Origin of the sequence: Campylobacter sp. RM19072, assembly GCF_024723485.1 — a bacterium.
Classification (GTDB): Bacteria; Campylobacterota; Campylobacteria; order Campylobacterales; family Campylobacteraceae; genus Campylobacter; species Campylobacter porcelli.
The window spans coordinates 318,662-337,097 of the sequence record NZ_JANQCU010000001.1; the positions used below are offsets into that span (position 1 = coordinate 318,662).

At 34.1% G+C, this 18,436-nt stretch carries 17 protein-coding genes; 1 reads left to right on the top strand and 16 read right to left on the bottom strand.

Annotation, left to right across the window (positions count from 1 at the left end):
* Position 1: 1 nt before the first annotated feature.
* From pyrH to CSUIS19072_RS01690, 7 genes are all read right to left on the bottom strand, one after another.
* Entirely contained in the window at positions 2–721 is a 720-nt protein-coding gene (gene pyrH, locus CSUIS19072_RS01660; RefSeq protein ID WP_086236832.1) for a UMP kinase, read from the bottom strand.
* 78 nt (positions 722–799) lie between these two features.
* Positions 800–1,996: a murein hydrolase activator EnvC family protein gene (locus tag CSUIS19072_RS01665; protein ID WP_180379360.1), complete on the bottom strand. Its 1,197-nt coding sequence runs from the start codon at positions 1,994–1,996 to the stop codon at positions 800–802.
* Positions 1,996–2,805, bottom strand: coding sequence for an FtsX-like permease family protein (locus CSUIS19072_RS01670; RefSeq protein ID WP_180379361.1), 810 nt, complete (start codon positions 2,803–2,805; stop codon positions 1,996–1,998). Before CSUIS19072_RS01670 ends, CSUIS19072_RS01665 begins: the two co-directional genes overlap by 1 nt.
* Positions 2,792–3,463, bottom strand: a complete 672-nt coding sequence (locus tag CSUIS19072_RS01675; RefSeq protein ID WP_086236833.1) for a cell division ATP-binding protein FtsE — start codon at positions 3,461–3,463, stop codon at positions 2,792–2,794. Before CSUIS19072_RS01675 ends, CSUIS19072_RS01670 begins: the two co-directional genes overlap by 14 nt.
* Positions 3,448–4,623, bottom strand: coding sequence for a tRNA (guanosine(46)-N7)-methyltransferase TrmB (gene trmB / locus CSUIS19072_RS01680; RefSeq protein WP_086292523.1), 1,176 nt, complete (start codon positions 4,621–4,623; stop codon positions 3,448–3,450). Before trmB ends, CSUIS19072_RS01675 begins: the two co-directional genes overlap by 16 nt.
* Entirely contained in the window at positions 4,623–5,834 is a 1,212-nt protein-coding gene (locus CSUIS19072_RS01685; protein ID WP_086292520.1) for a fibronectin type III domain-containing protein, read from the bottom strand. The genes trmB and CSUIS19072_RS01685 overlap by 1 nt, the downstream gene beginning before the upstream one ends.
* Positions 5,770–6,744 carry an RluA family pseudouridine synthase gene (locus CSUIS19072_RS01690; protein ID WP_086292518.1) on the bottom strand — a complete coding sequence of 325 codons (975 nt, stop codon included), beginning with the start codon at positions 6,742–6,744 and terminating at the stop codon, positions 5,770–5,772. Before CSUIS19072_RS01690 ends, CSUIS19072_RS01685 begins: the two co-directional genes overlap by 65 nt.
* 53 nt (positions 6,745–6,797) lie before the next feature.
* Here CSUIS19072_RS01690 and CSUIS19072_RS01695 point away from each other — a divergent pair, with 53 nt between their 5' ends.
* The gene (locus CSUIS19072_RS01695; protein WP_086236836.1) at positions 6,798–7,904 is read left to right on the top strand and encodes an FtsW/RodA/SpoVE family cell cycle protein; all 1,107 of its coding nucleotides are present in this window, start codon (positions 6,798–6,800) and stop codon (positions 7,902–7,904) included.
* Here CSUIS19072_RS01695 and CSUIS19072_RS01700 read toward each other — a convergent pair.
* The 9 genes from CSUIS19072_RS01700 to pheS all read right to left on the bottom strand — a co-directional run bounded on the left by CSUIS19072_RS01700 (position 7,894) and on the right by pheS (position 18,380).
* Entirely contained in the window at positions 7,894–8,448 is a 555-nt protein-coding gene (locus tag CSUIS19072_RS01700) for an SCO family protein (RefSeq protein WP_086292516.1), read from the bottom strand. The two genes, CSUIS19072_RS01695 and CSUIS19072_RS01700, sit on opposite strands and share 11 nt — an antisense overlap.
* A 78-nt stretch (positions 8,449–8,526) precedes the next feature.
* A complete protein-coding gene (efp, locus tag CSUIS19072_RS01705; RefSeq protein WP_086292514.1) occupies positions 8,527–9,096 on the bottom strand; it encodes an elongation factor P in 570 nt (189 codons plus the stop codon).
* Positions 9,097–9,107: 11 nt separating this feature from the next.
* Positions 9,108–10,691 (bottom strand): phosphoglycerate dehydrogenase, encoded by a 1,584-nt coding sequence (gene serA, locus CSUIS19072_RS01710; RefSeq protein ID WP_086292513.1) that lies wholly within the window; start codon positions 10,689–10,691, stop codon positions 9,108–9,110.
* Positions 10,688–11,173, bottom strand: coding sequence for a hypothetical protein (locus CSUIS19072_RS01715; RefSeq protein WP_086292511.1), 486 nt, complete (start codon positions 11,171–11,173; stop codon positions 10,688–10,690). The genes serA and CSUIS19072_RS01715 overlap by 4 nt, the downstream gene beginning before the upstream one ends.
* 7 nt (positions 11,174–11,180) lie before the next feature.
* Positions 11,181–12,851, bottom strand: coding sequence for a 30S ribosomal protein S1 (locus CSUIS19072_RS01720; RefSeq protein WP_086236841.1), 1,671 nt, complete (start codon positions 12,849–12,851; stop codon positions 11,181–11,183).
* Between the two features lie 82 nt (positions 12,852–12,933).
* The gene (locus tag CSUIS19072_RS01725; RefSeq protein WP_086292509.1) at positions 12,934–13,791 is read right to left on the bottom strand and encodes a 4-hydroxy-3-methylbut-2-enyl diphosphate reductase; all 858 of its coding nucleotides are present in this window, start codon (positions 13,789–13,791) and stop codon (positions 12,934–12,936) included.
* The gene (aroA, locus tag CSUIS19072_RS01730; RefSeq protein WP_086292507.1) at positions 13,781–15,058 is read right to left on the bottom strand and encodes a 3-phosphoshikimate 1-carboxyvinyltransferase; all 1,278 of its coding nucleotides are present in this window, start codon (positions 15,056–15,058) and stop codon (positions 13,781–13,783) included. Before aroA ends, CSUIS19072_RS01725 begins: the two co-directional genes overlap by 11 nt.
* On the bottom strand, positions 15,055–17,391 hold the full coding sequence (pheT, locus tag CSUIS19072_RS01735) for a phenylalanine--tRNA ligase subunit beta (RefSeq protein WP_086292505.1): 2,337 nt from the start codon (positions 17,389–17,391) through the stop codon (positions 15,055–15,057). The genes aroA and pheT overlap by 4 nt, the downstream gene beginning before the upstream one ends.
* The gene (gene pheS / locus CSUIS19072_RS01740; protein WP_086292503.1) at positions 17,388–18,380 is read right to left on the bottom strand and encodes a phenylalanine--tRNA ligase subunit alpha; all 993 of its coding nucleotides are present in this window, start codon (positions 18,378–18,380) and stop codon (positions 17,388–17,390) included. Before pheS ends, pheT begins: the two co-directional genes overlap by 4 nt.
* Positions 18,381–18,436 lie beyond the last annotated feature (56 nt).

The following is an 18,436-nucleotide window of genomic DNA, read 5'->3' on the forward strand; positions in this document are numbered from 1 at the left end:
CTTATAAATTCTTAACTATCGAGCAGTTAGTATAATCTCCGTTTGCAATTTTCAATAAATTACCATCTTCAAACATATTACAAACTATAATTGGTAAAGAGTTATCCTTAGCTAAAGCAATAGCAGTATCATCCATAACCTTGATATTATCCTCCATAGCTCTTTCATAACTTAGCTCATTTAGAAGTTTTGCGTCATTAAATTTCATCGGATCCTTATCATATACGCCATTTACCTTTGTAGCTTTGATAATCATATCTGCATTTATCTCAATTGCTCTTAAAGTCGCAGCAGTATCAGTAGTAAAAAATGGATTTCCCGTCCCAGCAGCAAATATCACAACCCTTTTTTTCTCCAAATGTCTTTGAGCCCTACCTGTAATAAATGTCTCACAAATAGCCTCCATCTTAATTGCACTTTGGACTCTTACATCAAGCCCAGAGTGCTCCAAAGCTTCACGCATAGCAATAGCATTAATCACAGTAGCTAGCATACCCATATGATCGCCACTAGTTCTTTTAATGATACCGCCCTCAGCAGCACTCACACCACGAATTATATTGCCACCACCAATTACAATGCCAACTTCGATGCCATTATTAACTAGCGACTTAATCTCCCCAGCAATATATCTTAAAATATGAGAATCAATCCCAAATCCATTACCGCCAGCTAGTGCTTCCCCAGAAAATTTAACTAAAATTCGCTTATTCTTACTCATTGCTATCTCCATAAAATTTGGCAATTATATCTAAAACAAATTAAAAAACGCATTAATTAATAATCAAATTTAAATCCATCAATTCATAGCGATCAGCTCTAGCGGATTTATGTGATAATTTTTCTGTGTTACTTCAAATGTCAAATCTTGCTTAACTCGTCCAATTACATAGCCTTTTTTCACCTTTTGGCCTACTTTGATAGTAGGAGCGATCTTATCAAGATGTGCGTAAATAGTATGAATTCCATTACCATTTTCTACTATTACAACCTTATCAAGCACAGGTGTTTGCTTAGCAAAAACTATAGTCCCAGCTAATACATTTTTAACCCTAGCATCAGTAGTAGCTGAGCGTAATACAACAGATTCATTAAAAATTTTAATATTATAAACTGGATCTATATAATCGCCAAATTTCTGTTTAACGCTAAATTTATCCAAAGGCGCAATAGTTTTAGCCCCATTATATCTCTTTACATTTCCAGCTTGATAGCTTGAGCCTATCATTCTGACATCATCGCTTTTAGCTGTAGTTTGCTCTTTGGCTTGTTTTTTAGGCTCCTCTTTTGGTTTTGCGGCTAAAATTTGTAAATTCTCAAGCGTCTTTCTCATCTCATCTTGTTGCTTTTTAATATCATTTAACTTCTTAGAGTAGATATTTTTATCTTGATTTAAAATCTCTAACTCTCTTTTTTGCTTATTTTGCAAGGATTTGAGCGAAGCTTGTTTTTGGCGAAATTCTCTAAGGTCAAATTTTATAGATTCTATCTTTTTTGATTGTGATTTTATAAGATTAGTTGTCTCTTCGTAATCTTGAGCTAATTTTTTAAACTCACTACTCATCACGCTATTTAAATTTAGCAAAATTTCAGTAGCGATAATGCTATCTTGGCTCTCTGAATAATCATTTGGCACGACAAGATCATAAGCAAAATCCTCGCTAATAATCTTTACCATCCTAAGCTCCATATCTTTTTGACTCTTAATAAGCTCCCCATTTTGGCTTGTAAGCTTATCAAGCTCGATATTTGCACTATGAGCACTATCTTCTAAGGCTTTAACTTGCTGCGATAGCTCACTAATTTGCTTAGCGGTATTCTCTACAGCCTTATTACCAGCGATAATATCGATAGCTAACTCTTCTAGTTTTTTATTTATCTGATTTTCTAATTTTTTAGCTGAGCTTATGCTATCTTTTTGATCTTTAATCTTTTGTGAGACATTTGAGGCAAAAATAGCATTAAAAAATAGAGCAATAAGTAGTAAAAATCGCATTATCTACGCCTTGAAAACATCATAACCAAGCTAACTGCAACAATAGAAACCACAACTGATGCACCAAATAAAATTGCCGCATCACTTAGCAAATCTAAATTTGGCTGGTCAAATCCAATGGCAAAAATCGCACTTTTAAAGCTTGGAAGTGCTGGAAAAATAGCATAAAAGATCACAACAAGAGTAGTGGCTATAATGCTATCTACAATTGCAAGTTTGTAAAGCATAGCTGATTTTAGCCAATATGGCGCACCAAAAAGCGTCATAATCTCAACTCTCCTACGATGCTCATAAAGCCAAATTCTCATCTGCTTAAATACCAAAACAAGCCCCAAAAGCCCAACCAAAATAGCAAAATACCCAGCTAGGCTTTTAGATAAAATTAGCATATTATAGACTTGATCGTGCGTTTTAGAAAATGTCTCTACTCGCTTTATGCCTTGGATTTTAACTAAATTTGTCTTTATATCCATCATAGTTTCCTTAGATGGAAATTTAGTCAATTTAAGGGAGTAAAATCTTGGTAAAACGCTCTTTAATACGGATATATTTTTAGCTGATATATCATTTTTAAGACGATTTAAAACCAAATTCGCATCAAGCGTAGAAAGTGAAGCAAATGTCGGTATAACCGGAATTAGCATATTATCATTTAACTCCACTTCTGATACAACTACTATATTATAATCATTTGCCATTTTTAGCTCATAATCACTCACAAATTTACCAAGCATTAAGCTAAATTCAATAGCAAAAAGCAAGATAAGAAGTGGGAAAATAACGCTAATATGACTCTTAAATGATCTCATTTATCTCTCCATTAGATAGCTCAAAATGGCGATAGTGCATTCTTAAGCCTGAAGGGATCTTATGTGTAACAACCACCACGCAAGTCCCAAGCCCCTCTTTTGCTGAGCGAAGGAGCGACCAGATAACATCGCTTGAATACTCATCCAAGCTCCCAGTAGGCTCATCGCATAAAAGAAGTTGAGGATTGTGTGCTAAGGCTCTTGCCATCGCTACTCTTTGCTGTTCTCCACCGCTTAGCTCAAGTGGAAATTTATCAGCTTTATGAAGTAAATTTACATGATTTAATAGCTTTGCAGCCTGTTTTTTACACACGCTTTGATTGTAGCCTTTGATTATTAGCGGTAGCATCACATTTCGCTCTACATTCCACTCATTTATAAGTCTAAAATCTTGAAATATTATCCCAACCCTTTGGCGAAGAAGTGCTAAAGCAGATCTACTAATACCCTTTAGCTCACTCAAACAGACATTTAAGCTACCCCCACTAATATTCATATCCCCATACATTGAGCGGATTAAGGTGGATTTGCCACTACCACTTTTACCAGTTATAAACACAAAATCATTTACATTTATATTAAAACTAGCACCATTTATAACCTTAAAGCTTTTATCATACTCTAAAACCAAATCTCTAGCTTCTACAATGTGACGCATCTTAGCATATCCTCTAAATTCTTATGAGCTTTGATATTTTCTATGGTTAGTAATGGCTTTTTAAATAGATATGAGATACTATCTTTTGTTATTATTAAATATCTATGCTCGGGTCTATAAAATGAGCCAAATGCCACCCTTAATAAAATAGATCCATCACAAAGCGTATAAATTCGCTCTAAATGTATAAAATGATCGCTATTTTTGATAGTTTTATTGGTAAAATTTGATTTTATCTGCTCCAAATTTGGCCTATCAAACTCAAATTCACACTCCAAATTTAGCTCATCACTACTACCATAAAATGAGTAGATCACATCATAAATATCCTTATTTTGCCTTATCCATCTATCTTCATATTTGCTTGATATTTCTAAAAATCTATTTTTATATATCTGTATATTTGAAATTTGTAAATCCATAAAGCAACTAATGGTATAATCACTATACTCTCTATCATCACTTCTTAGCTCAAATTTGCCACCATCTTTTAATATACGCTTAGTCTCCATAGCAAATTGTTCGCTTACTACTCGTCTCATCTTACTCTTTGTCCATGGCACTGGAAAGTGTAAAAATAGCCTATCAATGCTATTTGATTTTAATAAGCTCATCACAAGTCTAGCATCTAAATTTAGTAATAAAATATTATTTAACCCATTAATTCTAGCTAAATTTTCTACTTGCATACAAGCTGGTTTATACACCTCTATACCTATTATTAGTTTATTTGGGTTCTCTTTAGCTTGATATAGTAGATGCCTACCACTACCAAATCCAATCTCTACAAAAATACTCTTATACTCACAACCATCTAATCTGCTTAAAAGCTCATCGCTGCTTATTATATACTGATTATAACTGCTATTTTTAGACTCTTTTAATGCTATAGCCTGACTAATAACATCAGTAGCAAATAGATCTTTATATGCTATTAATGCCTTTTGTATAGCCTTAAGATTGGCTGGTCTTGAGAGTTTATCGCACTTAATTACATATTTGTCGCCGCTATTTTTTACCACAAGGCAAAATTCACAATCTAAAGCTTTAGTATATACTAACTTCTCATCGCCATTTATAGCCTCCCAGATAAACTCCACCCCATCCAATGATACTGGAAGTTTAATATCTTTTAAATTCTTAGCTAAAAAATTTGGCATTATTTAGTTATCACCACTGCTTTTTGACTATATTTAGACTCTAAGCCAAACTCATCTATGGCTTGAATTTTATATGTATATTCTACGCCTCTTCTAACTTCAAAATCGCTATAAGTTTGAGAATTTATATCATAAATTATATTCTCGCCTTCACTGCTTGATTTTGTAATTTTGTATTTTACAGCTCTTAAATCACTACCTTGATTCCAGCTAAGCTCCACAGATGAGCCATTAAATCCAGCTGAGCTAAATAGCGGCTCTTTAGGGGCTGGAAGAGTTGAGCCGACTACTGCGTTATTTTGGCGTGGGCTTTCTAAGCCATCACTATCTACAGCTGTAACCTTATAATAATAATTCACCCCATTATCATTAATCAAATCCTCATATGCCGTATCTAAAGTGGTAGCAACCTTTGTCATAGGAAATATATCATTTGTAGCACGGTAAATAGCATAGTGATTAAAATCATCATTTGAATTTGGATCCCAAGTCAAAATAATTTTTTTAGGTAAATTCACACTAGCACTTAAATTCATAACCATATTTGGTAACGCCTTTGTCTGTGCATCTACTACCTTACTAGGAGCTGATATGATACCGCTATAGGTTTTGACTGAAATTCTATATCTATAATTCTGCCCTGGCTCAACACTATTATCTATATATTCTACATTTAACCTGCCATTTATACGAGCTACTTCGTGCCAACTATCACTAGATAGTGAGCTTTTTTCTAATATATATGAAGCCACCCTAAGGTCTGGATGGGGGCGCCATAAAACTTTTATCTTATTTGGCAAACCATAAAGAGCTTGAATAAATGTAACTGACTCAATAAGAGGCTGAGTTGTAGCACTGATTCTTTGTCCTTGTGCTGAGATATTGCCTAGCTCATTATATGTCCTAAGCTCATATAGATACTCAGTTGATGGAGCTAACGCACTATCTACATAATGGGTGGTGAATTTATCATCAAGCTTAGCTATTACATTTAGTTGATTATTATCATTTGGATTTGAGCGATATAGGTAGTATCCGCTGATATTTGCATCAGCCATCAATAGCCACTCAAAAGCAATCTCAGTCATATCGCTAATAGTTTTTAGCTCATTTACTATAGGCAAATTCGGATCTATCTGCGTTGCTTTATTCGTAACACACCCAGCAAGAAATATCCCTAAAAACATCACACAAAACACCAATACTCTCATCTACTATCTCCTTATTAAATTCCTTACCAATACGCTCATAAAATTCATTAGGCAAAGGGGCTTTAAATTCCATAATTTGACCACTTCTAGGATGAATTAATCTCAAAATATATGCGTGTAAAAAAATTCTGCCTATTTTATCATTATTGCTCTTAAAACCATATAAATCATCTCCTAAAATATGACGATTTATACTTGCTAAATGCACCCTAATCTGATGAGTTCGCCCAGTAAATAGCTTCGCAGCGATCAAATTTACCATCTTATTTTCGCTTGTTAAAATATTAGCAAATGCTGATTTAGAAGGCTTTGCACCACTTATTACGGCATTTTTTAATCTATTTTGCATATGCCTACCAATTGGTCTATTTATAATACAATTTTCCTTAAGAGGCAAATCACAAAGTGCTAAATAAATTCTACCCATATCTCTACTGCTTAATTGAGAGCTTAAATTTGCGTGAGATTCATTATTTTTAGCCACTACCATCACTCCGCTAGTGCCTTTATCTAGCCTATGGACTATTCCAGCACGCTCTTGAGAGGCTAAATTTGAAAGCGTGTAGCCATTTTGCTTTAGCCACTCTACAAGCGTGGCTTCTTTGACGCTTGGAGCTGGATGGACTGTGATATTAATTGGCTTATTAATTACCAAAATATCATCATCTTCATATATGATTTCTATATCAAACTCAGCTTTAAATTCGCTTTGAATTTGAGTGATTTTAGCTTGATTTATCGTGATTTTATCGCCTAAATTTAGATTAAATCCAGCTTTTTTTACCACCTTATTATTTACGCTTACATTTGCGCTTTTGATTAAATTTATCACTTGATTTCGTGAAATATTAAGATGAGATGTCAGCTCTTGGTCTAGCCTTGCGATATTTGTAGATATAAATTCAGTCAATATTAACCCTTTTTTGGCTAGAATTTTAGCCAAATTTTGCTTAGGTTTGAATTTTGATACTATTAGATAAGAGAATCTTAACACATTTTGACTATGTTCAACCAGCACTTATTTTGCCAATCATATTTCTTTCATATAGCCTAATAAACGAAGCTAGCGATATGCTCTCAGCTAAGATGGTGGCATATTTGATAATTGGCTTTGGGGCGTTTTTGCTATTTTTTTTATTACCAATTCGCAAACTTGAGTGGCTCATCCCTAGCGTATATTGGATAAATATAATTTTGCTACTAAGCGTAGAATTGGTCGGCGTTAGCAAGCTTGGAGCACAAAGGTGGATTGAAATTCCATTTATCAACTTTACAATCCAGCCAAGCGAGATTATGAAACCTGCTTTTGTCTTAATGCTTGCTTATATCATCAAAAAAACTCCACCAGATGATGAAGGCTATAATCTTAAGCAATTTATCAAAATTAGCTTTTACATACTGCTTCCATTTGTTTTAATATTAAAAGAGCCAGATTTAGGCACGGCACTTATGCTATTAATCACTGGATATGGAGTGCTATTTATAATCGGAGTAAATCGCAAAATTTGGATTAGCATAGCCCTTTTAATCGGGATTTGTTCGCCAATATTATACGAAAATTTACACGATTATCAAAAAAAGAGAATAGCTGATTTCATAAGCGAAAAACCAAGTTATCAAGTAAGACAGAGCATTATCGCAATCGGAAATGGCGGAATAACTGGTAAAAGCGTAGATGAAGCAACTCAAACTAAATTTAAATTCCTACCAATTGCTACAAGCGATTTCATATTTGCTTATACGGTTGAGAGATATGGATTTATCGGTGGTGCTGGGCTTATTATGCTATATGGGTTTTTGATTGTCCATCTTTTGAGCTTAAATTACAAGCTTAAAGATGAATATTTCATCAAAGTCGCAGTAAGCGCTGTGGCGCTTTTGATATTTATATATGTTAGTATCAATATCTTTATGACTATAGGTTTTGCGCCTGTTGTAGGGATTCCACTTCCATTTTATAGCTATGGCGGAAGTAGCTTTATAACATTTATGTGTCTTTTTGGAATTTTGCAAAATCTATTAACATTTAGATTTGATAAAACAAATAGATTTGTTAAGATTAATTTTTAGTCAATCCCAAAATCTCTTTTCTTATCTCATCTTTGGTTAAATTTGAGATCTCTTTATAAAATTTTCCATCTTTTTGAAATAGATAGAGTGAAGAGCTATGAGCCACGCTATAATCCATAGCTGAATTTTGTAAATTTACAATCTCATATCTAGCGTTATAATTTCTCACTACCCTTTTTAACTCATCATCTGTCATCTTTAAACATACTGAATTTGGATAAAAATATTTAGCAAATTCATCGCACTCCTTTTCACTATCTCTTTGTAAATCTAGTGTAACAAACAGAACTTTAATCCTATCATTTAACCCCATTTCATCGATTACTGATGAGAGAATAGTAAAAGTAGAAGGGCAAATATCAGGGCAGAATGTATAGCCAAAATATAAAATTTTATACTCATCTTTAAAGCTTGTTATATTCACAGCTCCAAGCGTGCTATTTGCGTCAAAATTATATTTAGCAATTTTTAGTCTATTATCTACCAAAATATACGCACCAAGTGCTAATACAATTAACAAAACAGCATACACCAATCTTTTCATAAGTGCTCCTAAAATTTGCTTAATCAAAATTTCCTTGCAAAGATTGAATTTGCAAGGATGAAAAAAGTGGGGAAGGGGTTATTTATTTGCTCTTTCTATATACTCGCCACGCACAGTATCTACACGAATTACTTCGCCCTCAAGCACATGAAATGGTATCTGAACTACAGCACCGCTTTCTAGAGTTGCTGGTTTTTTATTGCTACCTTGAGTGTCGCCTTTGAAATTTGGCTGAGTTTGAATAATTTTAAGCTCTACAACTTGTGGCACCTCTACACCAATTGCCTTGCCATTGTGGAATAGAATTTGAACCATCATTCCATCTATCATCCATTTTTTAGCTTCACCTATCTCCTCATCAGCAATGGCTACTTGCTCATATGACTCAACATCCATAAATTGAGAGTATTCACCATCATCATATAGATATTGCATCTCTTTTTCTACTAAATTTGGAGCCTCACACTTATCGCCTGCGTGGAAAGTTTTTTCTAATACCTTACCATCAACAAATGATTTGATTTTTACACGCACAAATGCTGCACCCTTGCCAGGTTTTACATGTTGATACTCGACAATTTTATAAGGTTTGCCATCAATTTCGATTTTTAAACCCTTTTTTAAATCTCCCATAGAGTATGTTGCCATATTTTCTCCTTTTAAATTAATACTGCATATCTAGCCCACACACACGCATCAAGTGCATTTAGCTGGTCTAGTATATCTTTGTTAATATCCTCATCTACTAATATAACAGCTAGGGCAAAGCCATCATTATCCCTACCTAATCTAAAATCAGCAATATTAATCTTAGCTTTTGCTAAAATTCCGCTAATATCGCTAATAACGCCTGGTATATCACGATTTTTAAATACTATCATTCTGCCTTTTGGCTTAAAATCAGTCTTAAAGCCATTTACACTTACTATTCTTTGCTCTGTTTCGCTAAATACAGTGCCACCTACGCTCACAGAGTCCTCATCTGTGATTAGCTTGATTGTTAATTTGCTCTTATATCCACTTGTTGGCACTACATTAGTAGATACTTCAATACCCTTTTCAGCTGCTTTTAGCGTGGCGTTTTCATAATTTATAGTATCACCTAAAACATCTTTTAAAGCACCAGCGATGCCAAAAGATAGCATAGCTTCAGCGTAATCTGATACCTCTCCTTCAAGCTCCAATCTAATAGCTTTAATCTGCTTTTTACCGCTAAGCTGAGAGGCAAAATATGCCATCTTAGGTAAAAGCTCTGTATAAGGAGCCACAAACAAAGGTAAATCCTCTACTTTAATAGGTAAATTTAGAGCATTTGGATAGCAAATACCCCTTGCTGCGCTAATAGCCTGCTCTGCTGCATCAATGGCGATATTTTTTTGTGATTCATATGTGTTAGCACCTAGGTGCGGAGTAGCACTTACATTGCTAAGCTCTAGTAGCTGATGGTCATTGCCAGGCTCTTTAACAAACACATCGATACCAGCATATGTTATTTTACCACTTTTTAAATTCTTATAAAGAGCCTCTTCATTATATAAGCCACCACGAGCGCAATTGATAAGCCTTACTCCATCTTTCATCTTAGCAATCTGCTCTTCATCTACCATATTTGTAGTCTCTTTATTTTTTGGTGTGTGAATAGTGATGAAATCACAACCCAAAATATCATCAAAATTCGTAGTATATGTAGCCCCCATATCTGTAGCCTTGCTAGGATCGATATATGGATCATAGGCTATAACCTTCATACCAAAAGCAAGACTTCTATATGCTACTCTTGAGCCGATATTACCAAAACCAATTACGCCTAAAGTCTTGCCATAAAGCTCATTACCATACCATTTTTCACGCTTCCAAACACGATTTTGCTGCAAGTCATTTACTGAATTAATATAATTTCTAGCACTATTTAACAGATGGCACATAGTCATTTCAACAGCCGCAATTGTATTTGCAGTTGGTACATTCATAACTATAATGCCCTTTTTAGAAAAGCCATCTATATCAACATTATCCACGCCGACACCAGCTCTAACTAAAGCCTTCAATTTTGTAGCTGCGTTTATAAATTTCTCACCACAATCAGTTGAGCTACGAGTAATAGCCACATCAGCCTCACCCAAAATCTCTAAAAGTTTATCTTTTGGCATATCTACAGCATCGATAACTTTTATATCACTTTGAGCATTTAAAATTTCAAAACCAACTGGATGGATAGCATCGCACACTATAACTGTTTTCATAGGTTAATTTCCTTTAAAGTTGTATGAATATTATATTTTTTGAGTCCATTAACTACTTTTAAAGCCATATCTTTATCATCTGTATCCATATAAATAGTAGCTATATCGCCATCTTTTACCACTGTAAAATTTAGATTAAAATCCTTAAAAACTCTATTTATACAAAACATAGAATAAAAATCACATCTATTGATAATTAATATATATTGTTTAGTAGGCTTATTATCAGCAATCTTCTTATCATCTATCTTAATTATCATTAAATTTGTAGGCAATACAGAGTTATTATTTTTAAACTCTGCAATCTTCTCTAGCCAATTACCTGATTTTTGATAGTTATACTCTAAATTTATATCACTACTAGTAGCTGTCGCTAAAGGAGAGGATAGCCCCGAATTTGCATAAGCAAACAAGGCTATCAATCCACCAAAAACTACTACAAATATAACAGCTAAAATAAGATAAAGGCTGTTAGTTTTCATAACTCAATTATGCTAACTGCTCTTTAATAATATCACCGAGCGTCATTTTATCATCATCATTAATCTCATTTAAGACTTCACGCTCTTTTTGTTTAGCTAATCTTTTTACGCTTAGGCGAATTCTATTCTTTTTCTCATCAATAAAAGCAATAGCCGCCTCTATGCTATCTCCAATTTTTAAAGAATCAATATCAAGTGAGCCTATATCTTCTTTTCTAATTAGAGCATCGACATTGCCATCTAAGCTTACAAATATACCAAAATCTTTAATATCTCTTATAGTTCCACTTACAATATCGCCTATAGAGTGAGATCTAGCATATTCCATAGCCGGGCTAGCTTTTAAATCTTTTTGGCTTAAAGAGATTTTTTGCTCTTTTGGATCAATTTTAATGATTTTTACCTCTACTTCATCGCCAGCTTTAAACATATCTTTACACTTATCATTTCTATCCCAAGATGAGTCTTCATTATGTAATAAGCCCTCTAATCCGCCTACTCTTACAAAAGCACCAAAATTAGTAAGAGTAGTTACTATACCTTTTACCACATCTCCTTCTTTAAATTTAGAGCTAAACTCATCAAATGGTTTTGGTAATAAATTTTTAAGACTTACTCTTAGGCGACGACTAGCTGGGTTAATCTCTATAACCTCTACATCTAACTCTTCATTTTCTTTGATGAAATCTTTAGGATTTTTTATATTTTTATCCCAAGAAATTTCGCTAATGTGTAAAAAGCCTTCAATATCATTACCCAAATCAACAAAAGCCCCATAAGGCTCGATATTACTTACAGTTACCTTAATAGTATCTCCTACCTCTAAGCCATCTTTGATCTCTTCCCATGGGTCTGGAGCCGCTGCTTTAATAGATAGCGATAGATGCTTTTTCTCATTATCATATTTAATAATTTTGACATCTACCTTATCACCCTCTTTATATAGAGTATTTGGATTTACTGGACCTTTATAGCTAATCTCGCTATAATGGACTAAGCCATCTATTCCACCTACATCTACAAACATTCCATATGTTGTAATTTTTTTGATTGTGCCTTCTATTATATCTTTATTTTCTAAGATTGTAGATACTATCTCTTTACGCTTTTTTCTATCTTCATCAACTAGCTTTTTGCGTGAGACTACAATGCTTTGATTTTCCTTATCAATCTTAATTACTTTGACTTTAAAGCTCTTATTCATAGCTTGATTTGGGTCTTTAAATCCGCTTTGCGATCTAGGCATAAAAAACTCTATACCATCATCATTAACAGCGACAAAACCACCTTTATTTTTTGATATAATCTTTACATCAAATATATTCTCAGCATTCTCATCAAAATTATCTATAAATGCCTTTACCTTCTCTTTTCTAAGAGCTTTTTTATGTGATACGCTAGGTCTGCCATTTTTAGAGCCTGTTACTGCTACTTTAATGCTATCACCGATATTAAATAGCAAATTTCCATTCTCATCAGTGATCTCAGATATACTCATCACTCCTTCTGATTTTTTGCGTATATCTACATAGACTTCATCATCTTTGATATTTACGATTACACCATCGCACACGGTAGCTTCTTCACTCTTTAAAGACTCTTCAAACATAGTAGCAAAATCTTCTTCTAGCTCGATTTTGTCAATGTCATTATTAACGAATTTATTCGCCTCAGCCATCTTGTTCCTTTTATCTATAGATTTCTTTCTGCTTTACAGCATTTAAGTGCTAAATTCTACCTTTTTTTAGCTTTATATTATATTAACCATTACAAATTTTATCGATATTTTCAAGCTCTTTTATCACATTTTGTATAACCCACTCAGGTGTGCTAGCCCCAGCACTTACGCCACAATATTTCTTATCTTTAAACCAAGATGAATTTAACTCATCTTGACTCTCAATCAAATAGCTATCCTTGCATAAATTCTTAGCTATTAAATATAACTGCTTGGTATTTGATGAGTTTTTACCGCCTACGATTACCATCACATCTGCTTTTGTAGCTAACTCTCTTACGGCCTCTTGATTTTCTAAGGTCGCATTACATATTGTATTAAAGACTCTAACCTCTTTTACTCTTTGCATAAGGTAGGTTACAATAGTCATAAAATCTTCAATTTTCTTAGTAGTTTGAGATATTACTGCTACTTTTTGAGGTAGTTTAGCACTTTCTAATTCATCTTTAGACAAAACCACATGAACAGTCTTAGTCGAATAGCTCATAACGCCTCTTACTTCAGGATGATTAATATCCCCAAATATCACTATTTCATAACCCTCATTACTCATTTTCTCGACGATATTTTGCGGTTTGGTTACAAATGGGCAAGTAGCGTCTATTATCTCTATTCCAGTGGTTTTAAGCCTTTGCAAATCACCTTTTGTAATGCCATGAGTGCGGATAATTGCCTTTTTCTCATCAGTTAGCTCATTTATATTTTTTAAGGTTTTTACTCTAAATTTATCCTTTAACCTATCAATTTCTAAGCTATTGTGTATTAATTCTCCGATTGTGGCTGATGTGGATTCTTGCGAACCGGCTGAATTTTCAGCTATTTTAATAGCTCTTTTAACGCCAAAACAAAATCCATAATTTTTAGCAAGTTCAATCTTCAACCTTAGCTCCTAAAACCCTTAAAAAATGGCTAAATTTAGGAAAAGATGTAGCTATAAATTCGCTCTTTGATATATTCATTCCGCACTTTAGCCCAAGCACCGCAAAACTCATAGCAATTCTATGATCTCCGTGGCTATCTATTAATGCCCTATTTGGTTTAGATCCAACTACCCAAAATCCATCATCATACTCTCCAGCCTCTATACCACAAGCCTTTAAAGCGTTGATAGTTACGCTAATTCTATCGCACTCTTTTACTCTAAGCTCAGCCGCATTTTTTAATTCGCTCTTACCATTAGCACAAGCAAAAGCAATAGCAAGGGCTGGGGCTTCATCTATTAGCCATGAGATGTTATCATCTACGATAATGGAATTTAATTTATCGCCGATAATTTCAATATCTCCTATATCTTCATACTCGCTATTTGTCAATGTGTAGCTAACTTTTGCACCCATTTTTTCTAAAATTTTATAGGCTTGAATTCTAGTTTTATTAAGTAGTATATTTTTAAATTTAATCCTAGCCCCAGGAGTTATAGCCGCAGCCACAGCGTAAAAAAAGCATGAGCTAGGATCATTTGGCACACTCATAATAAGTGGCTTTAATTTTTTGGAATTTAGTGGTTTTACTATGATTTTACCATTTTTATAGCTGATATCAGCGCCCATTCCTTTTAGCATTCTTTCACTATGATCTCGGCTCAATTCTGGTTCGCTAAATTCACAACCCTTCGCACAAAGTCCAGCTAAGATTAAGGCGCTTTTGACCTGTGCTGAAGATATCTTAGAATCGTAGCTAAAATAGTCTAAGTTTCTACCTCTAATAGCGATCGGTGCTTTATTAGCACTATCTCTACCATCGATAGTAGCACCAACTTTCATAAGCGGTTCAGCGATTCGCCTCATTGGGCGTTCATTTAGATACTCATCGCCACTTAATACATAAAATCCATCGCAACCTGCTAAAAGCCCCATATATATTCTCATCGCAGTTCCAGAGTTGCCGCACTCTAAAACTGATTTAGCCGAGCTAATTTTGGTTGGTGGAGTGATATAGTATTTATTATCAATTTTTTCGATTTTGGCGCCAAGTTTTTTAGCAATTTCTAATGAATTTAAAGTATCTTCAGCCTCAAGATAATCGCTAATTACACTCACCCCATCACTCAAAAGCGAAAATATCGCACACCTATGGCTAATGGATTTATCTGTTGATACTAGGTCAAACTCTACATCAAATTTTGATTTTAAAGGCTCTACTCTCATCTTAATCCAATACCCAAATTCTCTTTTAATGCTCTTAAAATACTATCCATAATAGCTACAATCTCTTCATCTTCAAGGGTTTTGCTATCATCTTGAAATGTAAATTTAATACTCAAACTCACGCTATTGCCTAAGCTCTCATCACTATAGATATCAACTGGTAAAAACTCTTTTAAGCTCTTAATTTCTAACTTCTCAATTGTCTCTTTAATGCGGATATAAGGCATATCTTTTGGCATTATGATGCTTAAATCTCTACTTAAGCTTTGGAATTTAGAGTATGGATTTGCTAATTTTTTTATAGGTTTTAAATTGTCAAAATCTATCTCACAAACATAGGTTTTAAATAGATCTCTGCTTTGTTCTATTGTAGCATTTACTCTACCAATATAGCCGATATAATCACCATTTTGATAGACTTTTGCTTGTTCAAATTCGCTTAGAAATTCAATATCACTTGATTTTCTTAGCTCAATTTTACCTAAAATATTTTGGATTAAATTGGCAAAATGTATAAAATCAATAGTAGCTGGTTTAGCCCCATTTAACAGCGTTGGCTCACCTATAAGTCCGCTAAAAACAAAGCCAAATTTAGCCCTTTGAATCCCATCTTTGCTAATAACATCGCCAAATTCAAATAACTTAATTGATCTTTTTGAGTTTTTGATATTAAAGCTTGTTGCGTTTAATAGATGATTTATAAGAGTTGGCTTTAAGATGCTAAGTTCGCTATTTATCGGATTTAGCAACGCTTCAGATGAGCAAGGCACACCTAATTCTTTTAGCTCGGCTGGATTATCAAATAGATAATGCACACTTTCAAAAAATCCTAAATTCGCAGCTTTTTGCCTAATATCACGAGATAATTTATATCTATTATATGCTTGATTTGTGCGGTTTTTTTCGCTATATTCTAAGGCTTTTGATAGGATATTATCAATCCCAATTATTCTTACAATCTCTTCGCAAATATCATGAGAATTTAAGATATCATGTCGATATAATGGGACTTTAGCATATATCTGCTCTTGTTCGACATTGGCATTAATATCAAATCCAAGCTTTTTAAGGATTTTAACGACATCGCTGCTACTTATTTGCATTCCGATCATTGAGCTAATCTCAGATGCGCTAAAGCTGATCGTTAGCTGCTCTTTATCTAGTTGGACTTGTTGGGTGCCAGAATATGGCGATATATTGCTATCTTTGGCAAAAATATTAAATAAGATATTCATAGCATAATTTAAATTTGGCTCTGACCCACGAGCTGTTCTGTAGGCGAATTCATCTTTTGATATATTTTTGTTATCGCCTAGCAACTCCAATACTAAATTTGGGTCTATATAACTAGCTTCTATTATCGCAATTTTGGTATTTTCATCCACTCTAGCTTCACTGCTTTGAGAGATTCCTGCTATACTAAGTATCTTATCAGCAGAGCTAATTTCATATAATTTATTACCTGATTTTTTGATTTTTATAGCGATTTTTTCATCGCTACTACTTGCTAATTTACCATGATCATAAGCTCTAAATATAACCCCTGTATGGTGGGTGATATACTCCAATACTCGCTCTAAATTTGTAGTTTTGTTTGAGCCTATCATCGCAACTCTAAGAGCAAGTTTAAGACTTTGATTAAAGCCTTGTGAGATACCAATGGCTCTATAAGCAAAGGCTCCATCTATCTTATCTTCGCAATGTATGCTAAGCAAACGACCAATCCCAAGCTGTCTATCATCTTCGCTAAGAGATTTTTCATCTCTCATTGCGATATCAAAGGCCGCAGATAGATCCCTAGCTACACCATAAATACTTAGACAATCTCCACGATTTGGTGTTAGCTCAAGCTCTATAATATCATCATTTAAAATATCATATTCATTAAGAGCTTTGCCAAGTTCTAGCTCTCCAATGCTATCATCTAAGATCATAATCCCATCATTGATCTTAGGTAAGCCTAATTCAGTTGATGAGCATAGCATTCCGCTACTTTGGACGCCTCGTAATTTAGCCTCTTTAATCTCCAAGCCATTTGGCATAATAGCACCGACCATAGCCACAGCTACATATATATCAGAAGTTGCGTTTTTAGCACCGCAAACTATCTGTAAAACTCTATCTCCTACATCAACTTCACAGAGATGTAGATGGTCGCTATTTTCATGCTTTAGACAGCTTTTTACATAGCCAACAACTATATTATCTGGAATTTTGATATTAGTAACACTATCTACTTCTAATCCGATTGAATTTAGCTTAGCACAGATCTGCTCGGTGCTAAAATTTGAAAAATCTATAATCTCATTTAACCACTTTTTGCTTATTATCATTTAAACTGCTCCAATAGTCTAATATCCCCTTCAAATAAGCTTCTAAGATCAGGAATTCTATGAAGCAACATCGCAAAACGCTCCACTCCAAGCCCAAAAGCATATCCGCTTACATTTTTATACCCTACAGCCTCAAATACATTTGGATCAACTACCCCACTACCAAGGACTTCTAGCCAACCTGTTTGCTTACAGACTCTACATCCGCACCCACTACAAAAAATACAGCTAATATCCACTTCTGTGCTAGGCTCTGTAAATGGGAAAAAGCTAGGTCGAAATCTAACCTTAACATCACCAAACATATATCTCAAAAAATCTTCTAAAATATATTTTAAATTCGCAAAGCTAACTTTCGTATCTTCTTCAACGACTAAGCCCTCTACTTGATGAAACATCGGAGTGTGAGTAAGGTCTAAATCCCTACGAAAGACTGACCCCGGCGCAATCATACGGATCGGTGGCTTTTGATTTAGCATGGTGCGGACTTGGACTGGGCTAGTGTGAGTTCTAAGAAGTCTAAAATCTTTTAAATAAAATGTATCTTGCATATCCCTTGCTGGGTGGTATTTGGGTAAGTTTAAAGCTTCAAAATTATGAAAATCATCTTCAATAAGCGGCCCGGTTTCAATACTGAAATTTTGTGCTACAAAATAGTCAATAATCCTATCCATTGTCTGCATCACTGGGTGTAAAGCGCCAGTAGAAAGCGGCTCATCAAATAGCGAAATATCAATGGCTTCGCTTTTCATTTTAGTTTTAATATACTCACTCTCAAGGATTATTTTTCTCTCATTTAGCTTGGCTGTTAGAGTGTCTCTTTTGATATTTAAGCTTTGAGCATAAGCCTTCTTATTTTCAGGCTCAACATCTTTTAATCTATTAAATTCAGCCGTAATGCTACCCTTTTTGCCAAATAGCTCAAGCCGAATTTGCTCTAATTCATCTAAGCTTGCAGCTAAGTCAATCTTACTAATAATATCTTGCAAACCATATTCCTTAACTAATTTTTAGATTTATTGTATCCAAAATTTAATTAAAAAAA